Source organism: Serratia sp. CY27727 (assembly GCF_052169275.1).
GTDB classification, from domain to species: Bacteria; Pseudomonadota; Gammaproteobacteria; order Enterobacterales; family Enterobacteriaceae; genus Serratia; species Serratia sarumanii.
The window spans coordinates 707,311-724,249 of sequence record NZ_JBJNLB010000001.1 but is presented as its reverse complement, the minus strand read 5'-3'; the positions used below and the strand labels follow the sequence as shown (position 1 = coordinate 724,249).

General features: G+C 60.5%; 14 protein-coding genes. 6 read left to right on the top strand and 8 right to left on the bottom strand.

The genetic code is table 11. The annotated features are described in order from the left end of the window. Positions 1-95: 95 nt before the first annotated feature. From folE to mglC, 6 genes are all read left to right on the top strand, one after another. Entirely contained in the window at positions 96-761 is a 666-nt protein-coding gene (folE, locus tag ACJ8HB_RS03580; RefSeq protein ID WP_004938969.1) for a GTP cyclohydrolase I FolE, read from the top strand. Positions 762-840: 79 nt separating this feature from the next. Then, positions 841-2,013 carry a DUF418 domain-containing protein YeiB gene (yeiB, locus tag ACJ8HB_RS03575; RefSeq protein ID WP_047568515.1) on the top strand — a complete coding sequence of 391 codons (1,173 nt, stop codon included), beginning with the start codon at positions 841-843 and terminating at the stop codon, positions 2,011-2,013. A gap of 127 nt (positions 2,014-2,140) precedes the next feature. Next, the gene (gene galS / locus ACJ8HB_RS03570) at positions 2,141-3,178 is read left to right on the top strand and encodes an HTH-type transcriptional regulator GalS (RefSeq protein WP_033646782.1); all 1,038 of its coding nucleotides are present in this window, start codon (positions 2,141-2,143) and stop codon (positions 3,176-3,178) included. A gap of 264 nt (positions 3,179-3,442) precedes the next feature. After that, entirely contained in the window at positions 3,443-4,435 is a 993-nt protein-coding gene (gene mglB, locus ACJ8HB_RS03565) for a galactose/glucose ABC transporter substrate-binding protein MglB (RefSeq protein WP_033637723.1), read from the top strand. Between the two features lie 99 nt (positions 4,436-4,534). Then, positions 4,535-6,043 (top strand): galactose/methyl galactoside ABC transporter ATP-binding protein MglA, encoded by a 1,509-nt coding sequence (gene mglA, locus ACJ8HB_RS03560; protein ID WP_033637724.1) that lies wholly within the window; start codon positions 4,535-4,537, stop codon positions 6,041-6,043. Between the two features lie 11 nt (positions 6,044-6,054). Continuing rightward, positions 6,055-7,065 (top strand): galactose/methyl galactoside ABC transporter permease MglC, encoded by a 1,011-nt coding sequence (mglC, locus tag ACJ8HB_RS03555; protein ID WP_004938953.1) that lies wholly within the window; start codon positions 6,055-6,057, stop codon positions 7,063-7,065. A gap of 66 nt (positions 7,066-7,131) precedes the next feature. Here mglC and sanA read toward each other — a convergent pair whose 3' ends face one another. The 8 genes from sanA to metG all read right to left on the bottom strand — a co-directional run bounded on the left by sanA (position 7,132) and on the right by metG (position 16,886). Then, positions 7,132-7,875, bottom strand: a complete 744-nt coding sequence (sanA, locus tag ACJ8HB_RS03550) for an outer membrane permeability protein SanA (RefSeq protein ID WP_039566829.1) — start codon at positions 7,873-7,875, stop codon at positions 7,132-7,134. A gap of 169 nt (positions 7,876-8,044) precedes the next feature. Then, positions 8,045-9,742 carry an NAD-dependent malic enzyme gene (locus ACJ8HB_RS03545; protein WP_033637726.1) on the bottom strand — a complete coding sequence of 566 codons (1,698 nt, stop codon included), beginning with the start codon at positions 9,740-9,742 and terminating at the stop codon, positions 8,045-8,047. 221 nt (positions 9,743-9,963) lie between these two features. Continuing rightward, positions 9,964-10,848, bottom strand: coding sequence for a cytidine deaminase (gene cdd, locus ACJ8HB_RS03540; RefSeq protein ID WP_047568513.1), 885 nt, complete (start codon positions 10,846-10,848; stop codon positions 9,964-9,966). A 137-nt stretch (positions 10,849-10,985) separates the two neighbouring features. After that, positions 10,986-11,681, bottom strand: coding sequence for a CidB/LrgB family autolysis modulator (locus ACJ8HB_RS03535; protein ID WP_033646779.1), 696 nt, complete (start codon positions 11,679-11,681; stop codon positions 10,986-10,988). After that, positions 11,678-12,085 carry a CidA/LrgA family protein gene (locus ACJ8HB_RS03530; protein WP_033646777.1) on the bottom strand — a complete coding sequence of 136 codons (408 nt, stop codon included), beginning with the start codon at positions 12,083-12,085 and terminating at the stop codon, positions 11,678-11,680. Before ACJ8HB_RS03530 ends, ACJ8HB_RS03535 begins: the two co-directional genes overlap by 4 nt. A 138-nt stretch (positions 12,086-12,223) precedes the next feature. Further along, on the bottom strand, positions 12,224-13,438 hold the full coding sequence (locus ACJ8HB_RS03525; protein WP_033646776.1) for an MFS transporter: 1,215 nt from the start codon (positions 13,436-13,438) through the stop codon (positions 12,224-12,226). Between the two features lie 130 nt (positions 13,439-13,568). Next, positions 13,569-14,636 carry a sugar ABC transporter substrate-binding protein gene (locus tag ACJ8HB_RS03520; RefSeq protein WP_047568509.1) on the bottom strand — a complete coding sequence of 356 codons (1,068 nt, stop codon included), beginning with the start codon at positions 14,634-14,636 and terminating at the stop codon, positions 13,569-13,571. 222 nt (positions 14,637-14,858) lie between these two features. After that, positions 14,859-16,886: a methionine--tRNA ligase gene (gene metG, locus ACJ8HB_RS03515; RefSeq protein ID WP_047568507.1), complete on the bottom strand. Its 2,028-nt coding sequence runs from the start codon at positions 16,884-16,886 to the stop codon at positions 14,859-14,861. Positions 16,887-16,939 lie beyond the last annotated feature (53 nt).

Genomic DNA, 16,939 nt, shown 5'->3' with positions numbered 1-16,939 from the left:
CACCACGAAAACTCTGCCGTCACGAGAGCAAGCAATTCGCCGGCCGCACGCCTTACCAGGCCGCCGGCGGGTTCCGTCCGCAGGAGAACAAATACATGACATCATTAAGTAAAGAAGCCGCGCTGGTGCATGCGGCACTGGAAGAGCGTGGTCTGGAGACGCCGCTGCGCGGGGAAGTGCTGGATCGCGAAACGCGCAAGCGCCGCATCAAAGAGCACATGACCGAAATCATGCAGCTGCTGAACCTCGATCTGTCCGATGACAGCCTGGCGGAGACGCCGCATCGCATCGCCAAAATGTATGTCGACGAGATCTTCTCCGGGCTGGACTACGCCAACTTCCCGAAAATCACCGTTATCGAGAACAAGATGAAGGTGGATGAGATGGTGACGGTGCGCGATATCACGCTGACCAGCACCTGCGAACACCACTTCGTGACCATCGACGGCAAGGCCACCGTGGCCTATATCCCGAAAGACTCGGTGATCGGCCTGTCGAAGATTAACCGCATCGTGCAGTTCTTCTCCCAGCGTCCGCAGGTGCAAGAGCGCCTGACCCAGCAGATCCTGGTGGCGCTGCAGACTCTGCTCGGCACCAATAACGTGGCGGTATCGATCGATGCGGTCCATTATTGTGTCAAGGCGCGCGGCATCCGCGACGCGACCAGCGCCACCACCACCACCTCGTTGGGGGGGCTGTTCAAGTCCAGCCAGAATACCCGCCAGGAGTTCCTGCGCGCGGTGCGTCATCACCAGGGGTGATGGCGTAGCGGGGCGACCCGCACGACGACAACAGGCGCCTGCGGGCGCCTTTTTCATGAGCGGAAGACAGCGATAAAAAATGAACAGTCACCCTCTGCCGCGCATCGCCACGCTGGACTGCGTGCGCGGCATCGCCATCCTCGGCATTTTATTGCTGAACATCAGCGCCTTCGGCTTGCCGAAGGCCGCCTACCTCAACCCGGCCTATTTGGGCATGCCGTCATCGCGCGACGCCTGGACCTGGGCGCTGCTCGATCTGTTCGCCCAGGCCAAGTTCCTGGCGATGTTCGCGCTGCTGTTCGGCGCCGGGCTGCAAATGCTGCTGCGGCGCGGCAAAAGCTGGATCCGCGCGCGGCTGTCGTGGCTGCTGCTGTTCGGCCTTGCGCACGCCATCTTCCTGTGGGACGGCGACATTCTGCTGGCCTACGGGCTGATCGGCCTGGTGTGCTGGCGCATGATCCGCGAAGCCAAAGAAACCTTCCAGCTGCTGAAAACCGGCGTAGTGCTGTATTTGATCGGCGTGGCGGTGCTGCTTTTGCTCGGCTTCGTCTCGCACGGTGAGCCGGGCAGCTTCTGGCAGCCGGGCGCGGCGGAGCTGCAGTACGAGAAGTTCTGGAAGCTGCAGGGCGGTTTCGAAGCCTGGCGCAGCCGCGCCGATCTGCTCTCGTCCAGCCTGCTGGCCATCGGCGCGCAGTATGGCTGGGAGCTGGCGGGGCTGATGCTGTTCGGCGCCGGGCTGATGCGCAGCGGCTGGCTGCGCGGCAGTTATTCCTCCGGTTATTATTTGCGGCAGGCGGCGTGGCTGCTGCCGCTTTCGGTGCTGATCCAGCTGCCGGCGGTGGCGCTGCAATGGCAGGTGCATTGGGACTATCGCTGGAGCGGTTTCCTGCTGCAGGTGCCGCGCGAGCTGGGCGCCCCGCTGCAGGCGATGGGCTATCTGGCGCTGTGTTACGGTTTCTGGCCCGCGCTGTCGCGCATGCGCATCGCCCACTGGCTGACCCTGGTGGGGCGCATGGCGTTGAGCAACTACCTGCTGCAAACGCTGATCTGCACCACGCTGTTTTATCGCTTTGGCCTCTATGAGCAGTTCGACCGGCTGCAGCTGTTGGCGTTTGTGCCTCTGGTCTGGCTGGCCAACCTGGCGTTTTCCGCACTGTGGCTGCGTTACTTCGAACAGGGGCCGATGGAATGGCTGTGGCGCAGGCTGACGCAGCTGGCCGCCGGCGAAGCGGAACCCAAAACGCTGAAGTGAGCGCCCGCCGGCAGGTTAAAAAAATGTATGTAAACGTTTTCTTTCCTGTGACGTAATTCACGCAGAGCAGCGGGCCAATCGGGGTAGGATAGCGCCACCGGCCACTACCCCGATTTCAGGATCCCGCATGCCTCCAGTTCATCCGATCACCATCCGCGACGTGGCGAAACGCGCCGGAGTCTCCGTGGCGACCGTCTCCCGCGTGCTGAACCACAGCGCGCTGACCAGCAAGGAGACGCGCGAGCAGGTGCTGCAGGCGGTGGCGGAGCTGGGCTATCGCCCCAACGCCAACGCGCAGGCGCTGGCGACCCAAAGCAGCGATACCCTGGGCGTGGTGGTGATGGACGTCTCCGATCCGTTCTTCGGCGCGCTGGTGAAAGCGGTAGACACGGTGGCGCAGAAACACCACAAATACCTGCTGATCGGCAACAGCTATCATCAGGCGGACAAAGAGCGCCACGCGATCGAAGTGCTGATTCGCCAGCGCTGTAACGCCCTGATTGTTCACGCCAAAGCCCTGAGCGATGCCGAACTGATCGGTTTTCTGGAGCAGGTGCCGGGCATGGTGCTGATCAACCGGATTATCCCCGGCTATGAGCCGCGCTGCGTCGGGCTGGATAACGTCTGCGGCGCGGAAATGGCGATGCGTCTTTTGCTGTCGCAGGGCCATCGGCGCATCGGCTATCTGGGCTCCAATCACCCGATCGAAGACGGGCCGCTGCGCCAGCAGGGCTATGCGCAGGCGATGGCCGCCGCCGGGCTGGCCACGCCGGACAACTGGCGCGCCTACGGTTCGCCGGATCTGCAGGGCGGCGAGGCGGCGATGGTGGAGCTGCTGGGGCGCAACTTACAGCTGAGCGCGGTGTTCGCCTACAATGACGCCATGGCCGCCGGCGCCATGGCGGTGCTGAAAGAAAACGGTATCACGGTGCCGCAGCATTTCTCGCTGATCGGCTTCGACGACATCCCCATCGCGCGTTACACCAGCCCCAAGCTTACCACGGTGCGCTACCCGATCGTCTCGATGGCCACGCTGGCCACCGAGCTGGCGTTGCAGGGCGCGGCAGGCCTGACGGAGCCGCAGGCCGCTCATCTGTTCATGCCGACGCTGGTGCGGCGCCATTCTGTCGCCCCCTGGCAAAGTGAGGCGACGGTCACTCTCTGACGATTTAATCTTGTGTAACCGTTTTCAATCTGTGAGAAAATTCACAGAATATTAACATCACGCCGTCTATGCTCTAGGCGTTTTCCGGCGCAAAGGCCCTTGCCGCTGCAACCTTTATCTCGCGCTGACACAGCATTTCTCGGAAATAACAAAATCCACGGACGGCAGGTGTTGAGTGGAAATCGCCTGGCCTGGGGTGTGCGCACTGCCGGTGACCATTGGCTCAAAGACGAGTAATACCCTACACAGAACCGGAGACTGACAATGAATAAGAAGGTTTTCACCCTGGCCGCCATGGCCGCAGCCATGATGTTTGGCGCCGCAGCCCATGCTGACACCCGTATTGGCGTCACGATTTACAAGTACGACGACAACTTCATGTCGGTGGTGCGCAAGGCTATTGAGAAAGACGCCAAGGCTTCACCGGACGTCACCCTGCTGATGAATGACTCGCAGAACGACCAGTCCAAGCAGAACGATCAGATCGACGTGCTGCTGGCCAAGGGCGTGAAAGCGCTGGCGATCAACCTGGTCGACCCGGCCGCGGCGCCGGTGGTTATCGATAAGGCGCGCGCAAACGATATCCCGGTGGTGTTCTACAACAAAGAGCCTTCCCGCAAGGCGTTGGACAGCTATGAGAAGGCGTATTACGTCGGCACCGACTCCAAAGAATCCGGCGTGATCCAGGGCGAGCTGATCGCCAAACACTGGCAAGCCAACCCGGCCTGGGATCTGAACAAAGACGGCCAGATCCAGTTCGTGCTGCTGAAAGGCGAGCCGGGCCACCCGGATGCTGAAGCGCGCACCACCTACGTGGTGAAAACGCTGAACGAGAAAGGCATCAAGACCCAGCAGCTACAGATGGATACCGCGATGTGGGATACCGCGCAGGCGAAAGACAAGATGGACGCCTGGCTCTCCGGCCCGAACGCCAACAAGATTGAAGTGGTGATCGCCAACAACGACGCCATGGCGATGGGCGCGGTGGAAGCGCTGAAGGCGCATAACAAGACCACTATCCCGGTGTTTGGCGTCGATGCGTTGCCTGAGGCGCTGGCGCTGGTGAAATCCGGCGCGATGGCGGGCACGGTGCTGAACGACGCCGACAACCAGGCGAAAGCCACCTTCGAGCTGGCGAAGAACCTGGCGGCGGGCAAACCGGCCACCGAAGGCACCCAATATAAAATCGAAAATAAAGTCGTGCGTATTCCTTACGTCGGCGTAGATAAAGACAACCTGTCTCAGTTTGTTAAATAAGAATTGAGATCCCGCTAAGACCCCGCCTGCGGCGCCAACACCAGGAATACCGCCGGCGGGGATGTTTACGACTGCAAGACAGTTAAGCCAGGTGTATTTATGGCCGATAGCTCACGCGAATTTCTGCTGGAAATGACGGATATCTGTAAGTCATTTCCCGGCGTCAAAGCCTTGGACAATGTCAATTTACGCGTCCGCCCGCACTCGATTCACGCCCTGATGGGGGAGAACGGCGCGGGTAAATCGACGTTGCTGAAATGCCTGTTCGGCATTTACAAAAAAGACAGCGGCAGCATTGTGTTTCAGGGCCGGGAGATCGATTTCAAGAGTTCGAAAGAAGCGCTGGAGCACGGCGTTTCCATGGTGCACCAGGAGCTGAACCTGGTGCTGCAGCGCACCGTGATGGACAACATGTGGCTGGGGCGCTATCCGACCAAAGGCCTGTTCGTCGATCAGGAAAAAATGCTCAAAGACACCCAGGCGATCTTCGACGAGCTGGATATCGACATCAACCCGCGCGAAAAGGTGGGCAACCTGTCGGTGTCGCAGATGCAGATGATCGAGATCGCCAAGGCGTTTTCCTACGACGCCAAAATCGTCATCATGGATGAACCGACTTCTTCGCTGACGGAAAAAGAGGTCAATCACCTGTTCACCATCATCCGCAAGCTGAAAGAGCGCGGCTGCGGCATCGTCTATATCTCGCACAAGATGGAAGAGATCTTTCAGCTTTGCGATGAGATAACGGTGCTGCGCGACGGCCAGTGGATCGCTACCCAGCCGCTGGAAGGGCTGGATATGGACAAGATCATCGCTATGATGGTCGGCCGTTCGCTCAGCCAGCGCTTCCCCGACAGGCAGAACACGCCGGGTGAGGTGATCCTCGAGGTGAAAAACCTGACGTCGCTGCGCCAGCCCTCGATCCGCGATGTGTCCTTCGATCTGCATCAAGGCGAGATCCTCGGCATCGCCGGGCTGGTGGGCGCCAAACGCACCGATATCGTCGAGACGCTGTTCGGCATTCGCGAAAAGGTGGCGGGCACCATCAAGCTGCACGGCAAGGCGATCGATAACCACAGCGCCAATGAAGCGATCAACCACGGTTTTGCGCTGGTGACCGAAGAGCGCCGATCCACCGGGATTTACGCTTACCTCGACGTGGGCTTCAACTCGCTGATCTCCAATATCCGCAATTATAAAAACAAGCTCGGCCTGCTGGATAACGCGCGGATGAAGAGCGACACCCAGTGGGTGATCGACGCCATGCGGGTGAAAACGCCGGGGCATCACACCCATATCGGCTCGCTGTCCGGCGGCAATCAGCAGAAGGTGATCATCGGCCGCTGGCTGCTGACGCAGCCGGAGATCCTGATGCTGGATGAACCGACGCGCGGCATCGACGTGGGCGCCAAGTTCGAGATTTATCAGCTGATGACCGAACTGGCGAAGAAGGGCAAGGGGATCATTATCGTCTCGTCCGAAATGCCGGAGCTTTTGGGGATCACCGACCGTATTTTGGTGATGAGCAATGGTCAGGTTGCGGGCATCGTTAACACCAAACAGACCTCGCAAAATGAAATCTTACGTCTCGCCTCCCTGCACCTTTAAGGATCGGAATTATGAACGCGCTAAATAAAAAAACCTTATTTACCTATTTCAAGGAAGGCGGCATTTACGTGGTGTTGCTGGTGCTGTTGGCCATCATCATCATTCAGGATCCTACCTTCCTCAGCCTGATGAACCTGAGCAACATCCTGACGCAGTCTTCGGTGCGCATCATCATCGCGCTGGGCGTGGCGGGGCTGATCGTGACCCAGGGCACCGACCTGTCCGCTGGGCGGCAGGTGGGGCTGGCGGCGGTGGTGGCGGCCACGCTGCTGCAGTCGATGGATAACGTCAACAAGGTGTTCCCGCACATGGAAACCTGGTCGATTCCCCTGGTTATCCTGCTGGTGTGTGCGGTCGGCGCGGTGATCGGCCTGGTTAACGGCCTGATTATCGCCTATCTCAACGTGACGCCGTTCATCACCACCCTGGGCACCATGATCATCGTCTACGGCATCAACTCGCTGTATTACGACTCGGTCGGCGCTTCGCCGGTGGCGGGCTTCGATCCGAAGTTCTCCACCTTTGCCCAGGGCTTCTTGCGCTTCGGCGACTTTAAGCTGTCGTACATTACCTTCTATGCGCTGATCGCCATCATATTCGTCTGGATCCTGTGGACCAAGACCCGCTTCGGCAAGAACATTTTCGCCATCGGCGGCAACCCGGAAGCGGCCAAGGTGTCCGGGGTCAACGTGCCGTTGAACCTGATCATGATCTATGCGCTGTCCGGCGTGTTCTACGCCTTCGGCGGCCTGCTGGAAGCGGGGCGCATCGGCAGCGCCACCAATAACCTCGGCTTTATGTACGAGCTGGACGCCATCGCCGCCTGCGTGGTGGGGGGCGTCTCCTTCGCCGGCGGGGTGGGTACGGTGTGGGGCGTGGTGACCGGGGTGATCATCTTTACCGTCATCAACTACGGCCTGACCTATATCGGCATCAACCCGTACTGGCAGTACATCATCAAGGGCAGCATCATCATCTTCGCCGTGGCGCTGGACTCGTTGAAATACGCCAAGAAGAAGTAGATTTACCGCAGTACAGACGACAAGGCCGGCAAAATATGCCGGCCTTTCTGTTGGGCGTTTGCCGCGTCAGGGCTGTTTGGCTTTTTGCTTCTCTTCTTTCAGCTTGTGCTCCAGCTCCACCAACTGTTCCGGCGAAACGGCGGGATAGCCCTGGGCGTCTTCCGGCACGGTGTGCATGGCGGAGATCGGGATCAGCGGGCCGAGGAAGCGCGGTTCGCGCTTGAGGATATAGAGATCGGTCAGTGCGCCCAGGCGGGCGAAGATCTCGCGGGCGCGCACCGTCATCATGTCTTTCGGCGACGGCACCGCGTAGCACTGCGCCTGAATGCCCATGTGCAGGGCGATGAACAGCGCGCGCTCGCAGTGGAAGCGCTGGGTGATGATGATGAAATCGTTGGTGTCGAACACCTTGCGGGTGCGTACGATGGAGTCCAGGGTGCGGAAGCCGGCGTAGTCCAGCACGATATCGCTCGGCGCCACGCCGGCGGCGATCAGATCGCGGCGCATGGTCATCGGCTCATTATAGCTTTGCTGGGCGTTGTCGCCGCTCAGCAGCAGGTATTTCACCTTGCCGCTGTTATAGGCGTTGATCGCCCCCTGAATGCGGTAACGGTAGTACTGGTTGATCACCCCGGTGCGGTAATACTTGGCGGTGCCGAGCACTACGCCGACCTGGCGGTGCGGCAATGCCTGCAGTTCGTCGTAGACGTAAGGCGCGGTTTTCCAGCTGATCCAGCGATCGAGCGCAATAGCCGAACCCATCAACACCGCAATGATGATGAACAGGCTGATGATCAGGCGTTTCCACATGTTGTTGCCTTACGCGCGCCGGGCTGAAAAAGATGGATCAAGGCTACTTTACCTGACCGACCTACGCAAGACGCGAACCGCCTGAAGCACGCGCGCCGCCGCATTTTTCGGCGTTTTTGCCGCACAAAAAAGCCCGGCGGAGCCGGGCTGGGTCATTTCAGCGCGCCATTCAGAACGAGGTGCGCTTGTAGCTGCGGTACTGCGGCCGCCAGAAGTTGTGTTCGATGGCTTTCGACAGCGCATCTTCGGAGGTGACGATCGCCACGCCCTGCAGCTGCGCGGCTTTACCCACTTCCATGGCGATGCACTTCGACACGCCCTGAATATCGTCGATATTCGGCAGCAGCGCGCCGTGGCCGTCGGTGGCCAGCGGCGAGCAGTCCGCCAGCGCGCGGCTGGCGGCCATCAGCATGGCGTCGGTGACGCGGGTGGCGCCGGAGGCCAGCACGCCGAGGCCGATCCCGGGGAAGATATAGGAGTTGTTGCACTGGGCGATCGGGTACAGCTGATCTTTATAGCTCACCGGCGCGAACGGGCTGCCGGTCGCCACCAGGGCGGCGCCGTCGGTCCAGTTGATGATGTCTTCCGGACGGGCTTCCACGCGCGAGGTCGGGTTGGACAGCGGCATCACGATAGGGCGTTCACAGTGCTTGTGCATCTCGCGGATCAGCTCTTCGGTAAACAGCCCCGGCTGGCCGGACACGCCGATCAGAATGGTCGGCTTGGCGTTGCGCACCACGTCCAGCAGCGAGATGGCGTCGCTGGCGGTTTCCCAGCCGGCCAGGTTGTCGCTCTTCTGCACCAGCTTGCTCTGGAAGTCGAGCAGGTTCGGCAGTTTGTCGGTCAGCAGGCCGAAGCGGTCGACCATGAACACGCGGGCGCGCGCTTCGTCTTCGCTCAACCCTTCGGACTTCATCTGCGCGATGATCTGCTCGGCGATGCCGCAGCCGGCGGAACCGGCGCCGAGGAAGGTGACGGTCTGATCGCGCAGCTGGCTGCCGGCGGCGCGGCTGGCGGCGATCAGGCTGCCGAGGGTCACCGCGGCGGTGCCCTGGATGTCATCGTTGAAGCAGCAGATCTCATCGCGGTAGCGATTCAACAGCGGGGTGGCGTTGTTCTGCGCGAAGTCTTCGAACTGCAGCAGCACGTTCGGCCAGCGGCGTTTGACCGCCTGAATAAACTCTTCGACGAAGGCGTGGTACTCCTCGCCGGAGATGCGCGGATGGCGCCAGCCCATGTACAGCGGATCGTTGAGGCGCTGTGGGTTGTTGGTGCCGACGTCCAGCACCACCGGCAGGGTGTAGGCCGGACTGATGCCGCCGCAGGCGGTGTACAGCGACAGTTTGCCGATCGGAATGCCCATGCCGCCGATGCCCTGGTCGCCCAGGCCGAGAATGCGCTCGCCGTCGGTGACCACGATCACCTTGACGTTCTGCTTGGTGGCGTTTTGCAGCATGTCATCGATGCGATCGCGGTTCGGGTAGGAGATGAACAGCCCGCGCGCGCGGCGATAGATATCGGAGAAGTGCTCGCAGGCCTCGCCGACGGTCGGGGTGTAGATGATCGGCATCATCTCGCTCAGGTGCGAGTCCAGCAGGCGGTAGAACAGGGTTTCGTTGGTGTCCTGGATGTTGCGCAGGTAGATGTGCTTGTCGTTATCGTTCTTGAAATCCTGATACTGACGGTAGGCGCGTTCCACCTGTTCTTCGATGGTTTCCACCGCTTCCGGCAGCAGGCCGTGCAGGTTGAAGTGGCTACGTTCTTCCTCGGTGAAAGCGCTGCCTTTATTCAGCAGCGGAAATTCCAGCAGAATCGGGCCGGCGTAAGGGATGTAGAGCGGGCGTTTGCTTTCGTATTCTAGTTCCATCAGTTTTACTCTTCACGTATCAGATAACTTTATTGCCGACGATCCTAAGAGATAAAGAGCAGATGTACAGCATTTGTTGCCAGATGATGAACCAGGTTGGCGTAATTATCGACAATCAAATGATTTTTTAACTAAAGAAAGTGTCTCCGGCGGCGTCGGGGCATTGTATTTGGCGGGCGGGGCTGTTAGCGGCGGAACCGGATGGCTCCGCCGTTGAGCGCTTAGAACGCGGCGCGGCTGACGTTTTGGCAGCCCAGCGCCGCCAGGGTGACGCGGGTGGCGTCCCATTGGCTGATGATCGCCTCCTGCGGTTCGGCCAGCACGGCGCGGCGGATGTTCAGGCAGTCGCCGCCGGAGATGTTCAGCAGGATCAGCGCGGCCTGCAGCGGCGGCAGGCTCGGGTTGAAGGCGGCGTTTTCCGCATAGCGGCCGGCGTAGATGATGCCGTCCGCCGTTTCCAGCGCCACGCCGCTGTGGGCGTTGCTGTACGGCGCGTGGCTTCGGTTGGCCGCCGCCAGCGCCGCCTGTGCCAGCGCATCGTTCAGCGCCAGCTGATGGCCATGATCGACCTCGTCCATCAGCAGCGAGGCGACATCCAGATCTTTCGGGCCGAAGGCGTCCGGCAGATAGTCCGCCAGCGTGGCCGGCGCGCGGCCCGGCAGACGGATCTGCAGCTCGCCGCCGCTGTTCAGTTCATTCATAAACTGGCGGCAATGGCCGCACGGCGTGTAGTTGACGGTGACCGAGGCCAGCGCCGGTTCGCCGCGCAGCCAGGCATGGGTAACTGCGCACTGTTCCGCATGTACGGTTTGCTGCAGCGGTGCGCCGCTGAATTCCATATTGGCGCCGAAATAGAGGTTGCCGCTTTGCCCGCGCGCGATGGCGCCGACGTGGAAGTGCGATATCGGGGTTAACGAGCAGGCCGCCGCCAGCGGCAGCAGCGCGAATGCCAGCGCATCATCGTCCAGCCCGCAGCCTGTGCGGATCGCTGCCGCTTGCTCGGCCGTGAACATCGCCGGAAAGTCAGGCGCGTCCAGATAGGGCTGCAGGGCGGATTGCAGTGTCGCGGGCAGTGCGCTGAACGCGGTGTGAAAACGCGGATGCATAGAAAGTCTCTCTACAGGTTAACGGGATAACATTCTAGGCAGGCCAGAGACATTAAAGTGTGATTAATGTCTCTTAATTGATGAAATTAGTGCAATGAGATACATAAATGCGAGATGTATCGCAAGTTTCACCCTGTTCAACTGAACAGGTGCAGCAGCACCGGGAACAGGAACGGTGCCAGCAGCGAGGTGATGATGCCGCAGATCACCAGCGCCAGCGAGCCGAAAGCGCCTTCCTGGTAGTCCATCTCCGCGCAGCGTGCGGTGCCCAGCGCGTGGGACGCGGTGCCCATCGCCAGGCCGCGCGCCGAGTGGGTGGTGATTTTCAACAGGTTGAACAGCGTATGGCCGAACACGGCGCCGAGGATACCGACGAAAATGACGCAGACCGCGCTGATCGCCGGAATGCCGCCGAGCGAGTCCGCGACGGCCATGGCGATCGGCGTAGTGACCGATTTCGGCAGGATAGAGGCGGCGATTTCCGGCGTGGCGCCCAGCCACAGGGCGATGGCGCCGCCGCTGATCATGGCGGTCAGGCTGCCGATGAAGCACACCGCGATAATCGATTTCCAGCGCGCGCGGATCTGGTGCAACTGCTCATACAGCGGGAAGGCCAGCGCGACGACCGCCGGCTGCAGCAGATCGTTGAGGATTTTGCTGCCCAGGAAGTAACGCTCATAGGGGATGCCGGTGAGCAGCAGCAGCGGGATGATCACCGCCATGGAAACCAGCAGCGGGTTGAGCAGCGGCATATTCAGCTTGCGCGCCAGCCAGCGCGCGGCGAAATAGACCGCCAGCGTCAGCGGCAGCGACCACCAGATTTCATGGATCATGAGTTACCCTCCGTGTCGTCGGGTTTGCCGGCGATGCGGCGCTCGCGATGAAAATAATGTGAGGTATAGCCGACCACCACCAGCACCATCAGCGTACTGATCAGGCAAGAGATAACCAGCGGGCCCAGATGCACGACGATCTGGTCGTAGTATTTCATCACCCCGACGCCGATCGGCACGAACAGCAGCACCATGTAGCGGATCAGCAGATGGCAGCCGGGTTTAACCCATTTGGCCGGCATAATCTGGGTAGAGAGCAGGGCGAACAGCAGCAGCATGCCGAGGATGCTGCCGGGAATGGCGAACGGCAGCAGCGCCGCCAGCGCGTTGCCGACGAACAGACAAAGGTAGATGAGGAGCAGAGCCCTCAGGTATTTCCAGCATAGTGTGAGCACGTTGGCCATTGTCTTTTCCCGTTTAACCGATGCATTCATCATACAATTAAACTGTGAGCCATGCCACAGATCGCGCCATGAATTCTCGCTATGGGCGCCATGCCCGATCGGCGGGTTGACAGCCCGGAATGGCCGCTACGCGCGGATTCAGCGCGCGTCTTCGGCGGTTGCCGCAGCCTGTTCTGCCAGCCGATGGCCAAGGAAGAAAAACAGCAGGCTAAGCAGCGCGCAAACGATCAACATCACGAACATCAACGGCGGCGCGGCATAGCTGAGCAGCATACCGCTCAGAACCGGGTTGATGGCGCCGCCCAGCGCGCTGAGGTTCTGTACCCCATAGTAGCTGCCTTTCAGATGCGGCGGCGCGATAAAGTCGATGAACATGTATTCCACCGGAATGACGATGATTTCGCCGAGGGTAAACACCGCCATCGCCACCATCCACAGCCAGACCGCCTGGCCGGCCATCATGAAACCGAGCAGCCCGACGATGAAAAACAGCGTGCCCAGCACCAGCCAGCGCAGCATGTTTTCCTGGCGCATGCCGCGGCTGAGCAAGTATTGCAGGGCGATAACGATGCCGGCGTTGACGATCATTACCAGCCCGATGATCTTGTAGGCGAACTCGGCGCTGGAGACGGTGATCAGGTACTGCGACAGATAGCCGGTGAACTGACCGAACACCACGGCGCCCAGGGTGCTGCCGAGAGTGAAGTAGATAAGCCGCCGATCGCTGCGCAGGATAGTCACCGTCTGGCGGAAGTTGGGGAGCGCCGCCGGTGCGGCGGCGGTTGGCGCCGGGCGCTGTTCCCGGCCGCGCAAGCGCAGGCTCAGCGCCGCCACCGTCGCCAGCGCCAACCCGCCCGACAGATAAAACGGCAGCAGCGGGCTAAGCCCGGCCACCAGCACGCCGAGCGCAGAGCCGATCGCCCAGCCGACGTTGACCAACGTATAGTTGATGGAGAAAGCCTTGATGCGCTGCTCGACCGGCAGCCAGTCGGCGAAGCAGGCCTTGATGGTGATGCTCAGCACCGAATAGCAGGTATGCAGGATCGCCAGCACCACGATGACGCCGCCGGGGCGCGGGATCCAGGGAATGGCGAAGAAGCTCAGCGCAAACAAGACAATCGACAGCAGGATCAGGCGGTTTTTGCTGAATTTGTCCACCAGATAGCCGCCGTACAGGCTGGCAAGGATGCCGAGGGTCAGGCTGACGCCTAAAATCACGCCCACGCTCTTCGGCAGCAGATGGAAATGCTCGGTGAGGTAGATGGTGATGAACGGCAGCGTCACGCCGCGGCCGATGGTCAACACCAGCGAACTGGCCAGCAGTACGTTGATCAGCGAGGGGAATCCCTTCATTCGAAGCCTGTTTATGCATACAGTTATGGGCGATGCAGATAACATAGCGTATTTTGGCGAGGACGGAAGGGGAAAGCCGATAATTAGGTTAAAAACAGAGGCTGCGTCGCCAGCCTCGTCAAAAACAGCACTATTTACCGTGTTCGGCCTGCAGCGTGGCGAACCACGGCTGGACGAAATCGCTGCTGCTGCCCCAGCCGGGGATAATCTTCGCCAGCCCGGCGACGTTGACCGGCCCCGGCTGCGCCAGCAGCAGCGCTTGCGGAATGACCGTCGCTTTGAACTGATAGCTGTCCGGCGTGCTTTCCCCGGCGATCTTGTTGGCCACCAGGCGCAGGTTGACTGCGCCGATAAGCTTCGGATCCACCGCCACGCTGACCTGCCACGGGCTGCCGGCCTCGCGCATCAGCTGCAAGTCCTGGTTGGAGATATCGATGCTGTACAGCTTGATTTCGGTGCGGCCGTTCTCTTTCAGCGCCTTGTAAGCGCCCTGGGTGAAGGCATCCCAGGTGCCCCAGATGGCGTCAATCTTGCCTTTCGGGTATTTCGCCAGCACCGCGCCCACCTTGTTGGCGGTATCGCCCTGCACGTCGGAGGAGACCGCGCCGATCGATTCCAGCTCGTGAATGCCCGGATGCTGTTTCAGCAGCTGCTGATAGGCGGCCTGGCGGCGTTCCATCGGCGGGAAGCCGGCCACCCAGAGTTTGATGATGTTGGCCTGGCCGTTGAAATCCTTCACCAGCTGGCCGAAGGAGGCGTTGGCCAGTGAAGCGTCGTCCTGCTGTGAGACGGTGACGCCGGGAACGCTGCCGCTGACGTCGGTATCGAAAGCCGCGACGGCGATGCCGGCCGCCGTGATGCGTTTGACCAGCTCGGTGGAATAGGGGGCCCGCCCCTGCGAGAGAATGATGCCGTCATATTTCTGGCTGATAGCTTGGTTGACGAAGTCCTGGAAGCGCGCGTCGTCGCCGTTGCTGAGGAAAGTGTCCACCTTGAAGCCAAGCTTGCGCCCTTCCTGAATGGCGCCCGCCAAGAATTGTGTGGTGTTGTCGTCGGAGCCGAGATTGCGGATCACCGCGATGCGCACCGGCCCCTGATGCTGAGCGATGGCGGCCGGCACGGCGGCGGTTTCCGCCGCCTGAAGCGGCAGGGCGGCCAGCAGGCTGAGGGCGAGCAGCGAAGTCTTGAGGTTTTTCATTATTATAGGCTCCAAAAAAGCGGGTTAACGATCCCGGTGAAGGTCTGTTATAGCAGTCTTTCTGTCTGGACGTCTATTTGTTGTTGCTGAGCATCATAGCGGGATGCGGCGGGCGAGGGAATCAGAGCGGTTATGACTTTTTCTTACTGTTTATAACGTTGGGTTTGAGGCATTAAAAAAGGGCCGAGCAAGCTCGACCCTTGATGTAACGCGCCGGCGCGGTTACTTGACCTGCATGCCGGGCTGCGCGCCGCTGTCCGGGCTCAGCAGGAAGATCTCTTTCCCGCCGGGGCCTGCCGCCATCACCATGCCTTCCGAAACGCCGAAGCGCATTTTGCGCGGCGCCAGGTTGGCGACCATGATGGTCAGGCGGCCTTCCAGCGCTTTCGGATCCGGGTAAGCGGAGCGAATGCCGGAGAAGATCTGGCGCGATTCGCCGCCCAGATCCAGCTGCAGTTTCAGCAGTTTGTCAGAGCCTTCGACAAAGTCGGCGCTCTTGATCAGGGCGATGCGCATGTCCACCTTGGCGAAGTCGTCGAAGGTGATGGTTTCCTGAATAGGATCATCGGCCAATGGGCCGGTCACCGGCTTGGCGGCGGCCATGTCTTCCTTCGAGGCGTTGACCATCTCGCTGACCTTGTCCAGATCGATGCGGTTGAACAGCGCTTTGAATGCGTTCACCTGATGGCCCAGCAGCGGCTGCGGGATTGCGTCCCAGCTGAGCTCGGCGTTGAGGAACGCTTCGGCGCGCTCGGTCAGCGAAGGCAGCACCGGCTTCAGGTAAGTCATCAGCACGCGGAACAGGTTGATGCCCATCGAGCAGATGGCCTGCAGATCGGCGTCGCGGCCTTCTTCCTTCGCCACCACCCAAGGTGCCTGCTCATCCACGTAGCGGTTGGCCAGATCGGCCAGCGCCATGATTTCGCGGATCGCGCGGCTGAACTCGCGGCCGGCGTAAGCTTCGGCAATGCTCTGCGCCGCGTCAACGAAGGTCTGGTACAGCGCCGGATCGGCCAGGCTGTCGGCCAGCTTGCCGCCGAAGCGCTTGTTGATAAAGCCGGCGTTGCGCGACGCCAGGTTCACCACCTTGTTGACGATATCGGCGTTTACGCGCTGCACGAAGTCTTCCAGATTGAGATCGATGTCATCAATGCGTGAAGAGAGCTTGGCGGCGTAGTAATAGCGCAGGCAGTCGGCGTCCAGATGCTGCAGGTAGGTGCCGGCCTTGATGAAGGTGCCGCGCGATTTGGACATTTTGGCGCCGTTCACCGTCACGTAGCCGTGCACGAACAGGTTGGTCGGTTTGCGGAAGTTGCTGCCTTCCAGCATTGCCGGCCAGAACAGGCTGTGGAAGTAGACGATGTCCTTGCCGATAAAGTGATACAGCTCGGTGGTGGAGTCTTTGCGCCAGAACTCGTCGAAGTCCAGATCGCCGCGCTTGTTGCACAGGTTCTTGAAGGAGCCCATGTAGCCGATAGGCGCGTCCAGCCAGACGTAGAAGTATTTGCCCGGCGCATCCGGGATCTCGAAGCCGAAGTAAGGCGCATCGCGGGAGATGTCCCACTGCTGCAGGCCGGATTCGAACCACTCCTGCATTTTGTTCGCCACCTGCTCTTGCAGCGCGCCGGAGCGCGTCCACGCCTGCAGCATTTCGCTGAAGGCCGGCAGGTCGAAGAAGAAGTGCTCGGAATCGCGCATCACCGGCGTCGCGCCGGAAACCACGGACTTCGGATCGATCAGCTCCGTCGGGCTGTAGGTGGCGCCGCACACTTCACAGTTGTCGCCGTACTGATCCGGCGATTTGCATTTCGGGCAGGTGCCTTTCACGAAACGGTCCGGCAGGAACATGCCTTTCTCCGGATCGTACAGCTGAGAAATGGTGCGGTTCTTGATAAAACCGTTTTCTTTCAGGCGGCTGTAAATCAGGGTGGACAGCTCGCGGTTTTCATCGCTATGGGTCGAATGGTAGTTGTCATAGCTGATGCCAAAGCCGGCGAAATCCTGTTGGTGCTCCTGGCTCATCTCCGCGATCATTTCTTCCGGTTTCACGCCCAGCTGCTGCGCTTTCAGCATGATCGGCGTGCCGTGCGCGTCGTCCGCGCAGATGAAATGCACTTCGTGGCCGCGCATTCGTTGGTAACGCACCCAGATATCCGCCTGGATGTGCTCGAGCATGTGGCCGAGATGGATGGAACCATTTGCGTACGGTAGCGCGCACGTCACCAATAATTTTTTCGCGACTTGAGCCATAGTGAGAACTTGCTTTCTGTAATGAATAAAAGGGCCTTCGATGTTAACCGATC

Bases quoted from the DNA above. Each gene is read 5' to 3' on its own strand.
- ACJ8HB_RS03520 (WP_047568509.1), bottom strand. From the start codon at position 14,636: ATGAAAAACCTCAAGACTTCGCTGCTCGCCCTCAGCCTGCTGGCCGCC.
- mglC (WP_004938953.1), top strand. From the start codon at position 6,055: ATGAACGCGCTAAATAAAAAAACCTTATTTACCTATTTCAAGGAAGGC.
- ACJ8HB_RS03530 (WP_033646777.1), bottom strand. From the start codon at position 12,085: ATGGCCAACGTGCTCACACTATGCTGGAAATACCTGAGGGCTCTGCTC.
- yeiB (WP_047568515.1), top strand. From the start codon at position 841: ATGAACAGTCACCCTCTGCCGCGCATCGCCACGCTGGACTGCGTGCGC.
- folE (WP_004938969.1), top strand. From the start codon at position 96: ATGACATCATTAAGTAAAGAAGCCGCGCTGGTGCATGCGGCACTGGAA.
- sanA (WP_039566829.1), bottom strand. From the start codon at position 7,875: ATGTGGAAACGCCTGATCATCAGCCTGTTCATCATCATTGCGGTGTTG.
- ACJ8HB_RS03545 (WP_033637726.1), bottom strand. From the start codon at position 9,742: ATGGAACTAGAATACGAAAGCAAACGCCCGCTCTACATCCCTTACGCC.
- ACJ8HB_RS03535 (WP_033646779.1), bottom strand. From the start codon at position 11,681: ATGATCCATGAAATCTGGTGGTCGCTGCCGCTGACGCTGGCGGTCTAT.
- mglB (WP_033637723.1), top strand. From the start codon at position 3,443: ATGAATAAGAAGGTTTTCACCCTGGCCGCCATGGCCGCAGCCATGATG.
- ACJ8HB_RS03525 (WP_033646776.1), bottom strand. From the start codon at position 13,438: ATGAAGGGATTCCCCTCGCTGATCAACGTACTGCTGGCCAGTTCGCTG.
- mglA (WP_033637724.1), top strand. From the start codon at position 4,535: ATGGCCGATAGCTCACGCGAATTTCTGCTGGAAATGACGGATATCTGT.
- cdd (WP_047568513.1), bottom strand. From the start codon at position 10,848: ATGCATCCGCGTTTTCACACCGCGTTCAGCGCACTGCCCGCGACACTG.
- galS (WP_033646782.1), top strand. From the start codon at position 2,141: ATGCCTCCAGTTCATCCGATCACCATCCGCGACGTGGCGAAACGCGCC.
- metG (WP_047568507.1), bottom strand. From the start codon at position 16,886: ATGGCTCAAGTCGCGAAAAAATTATTGGTGACGTGCGCGCTACCGTAC.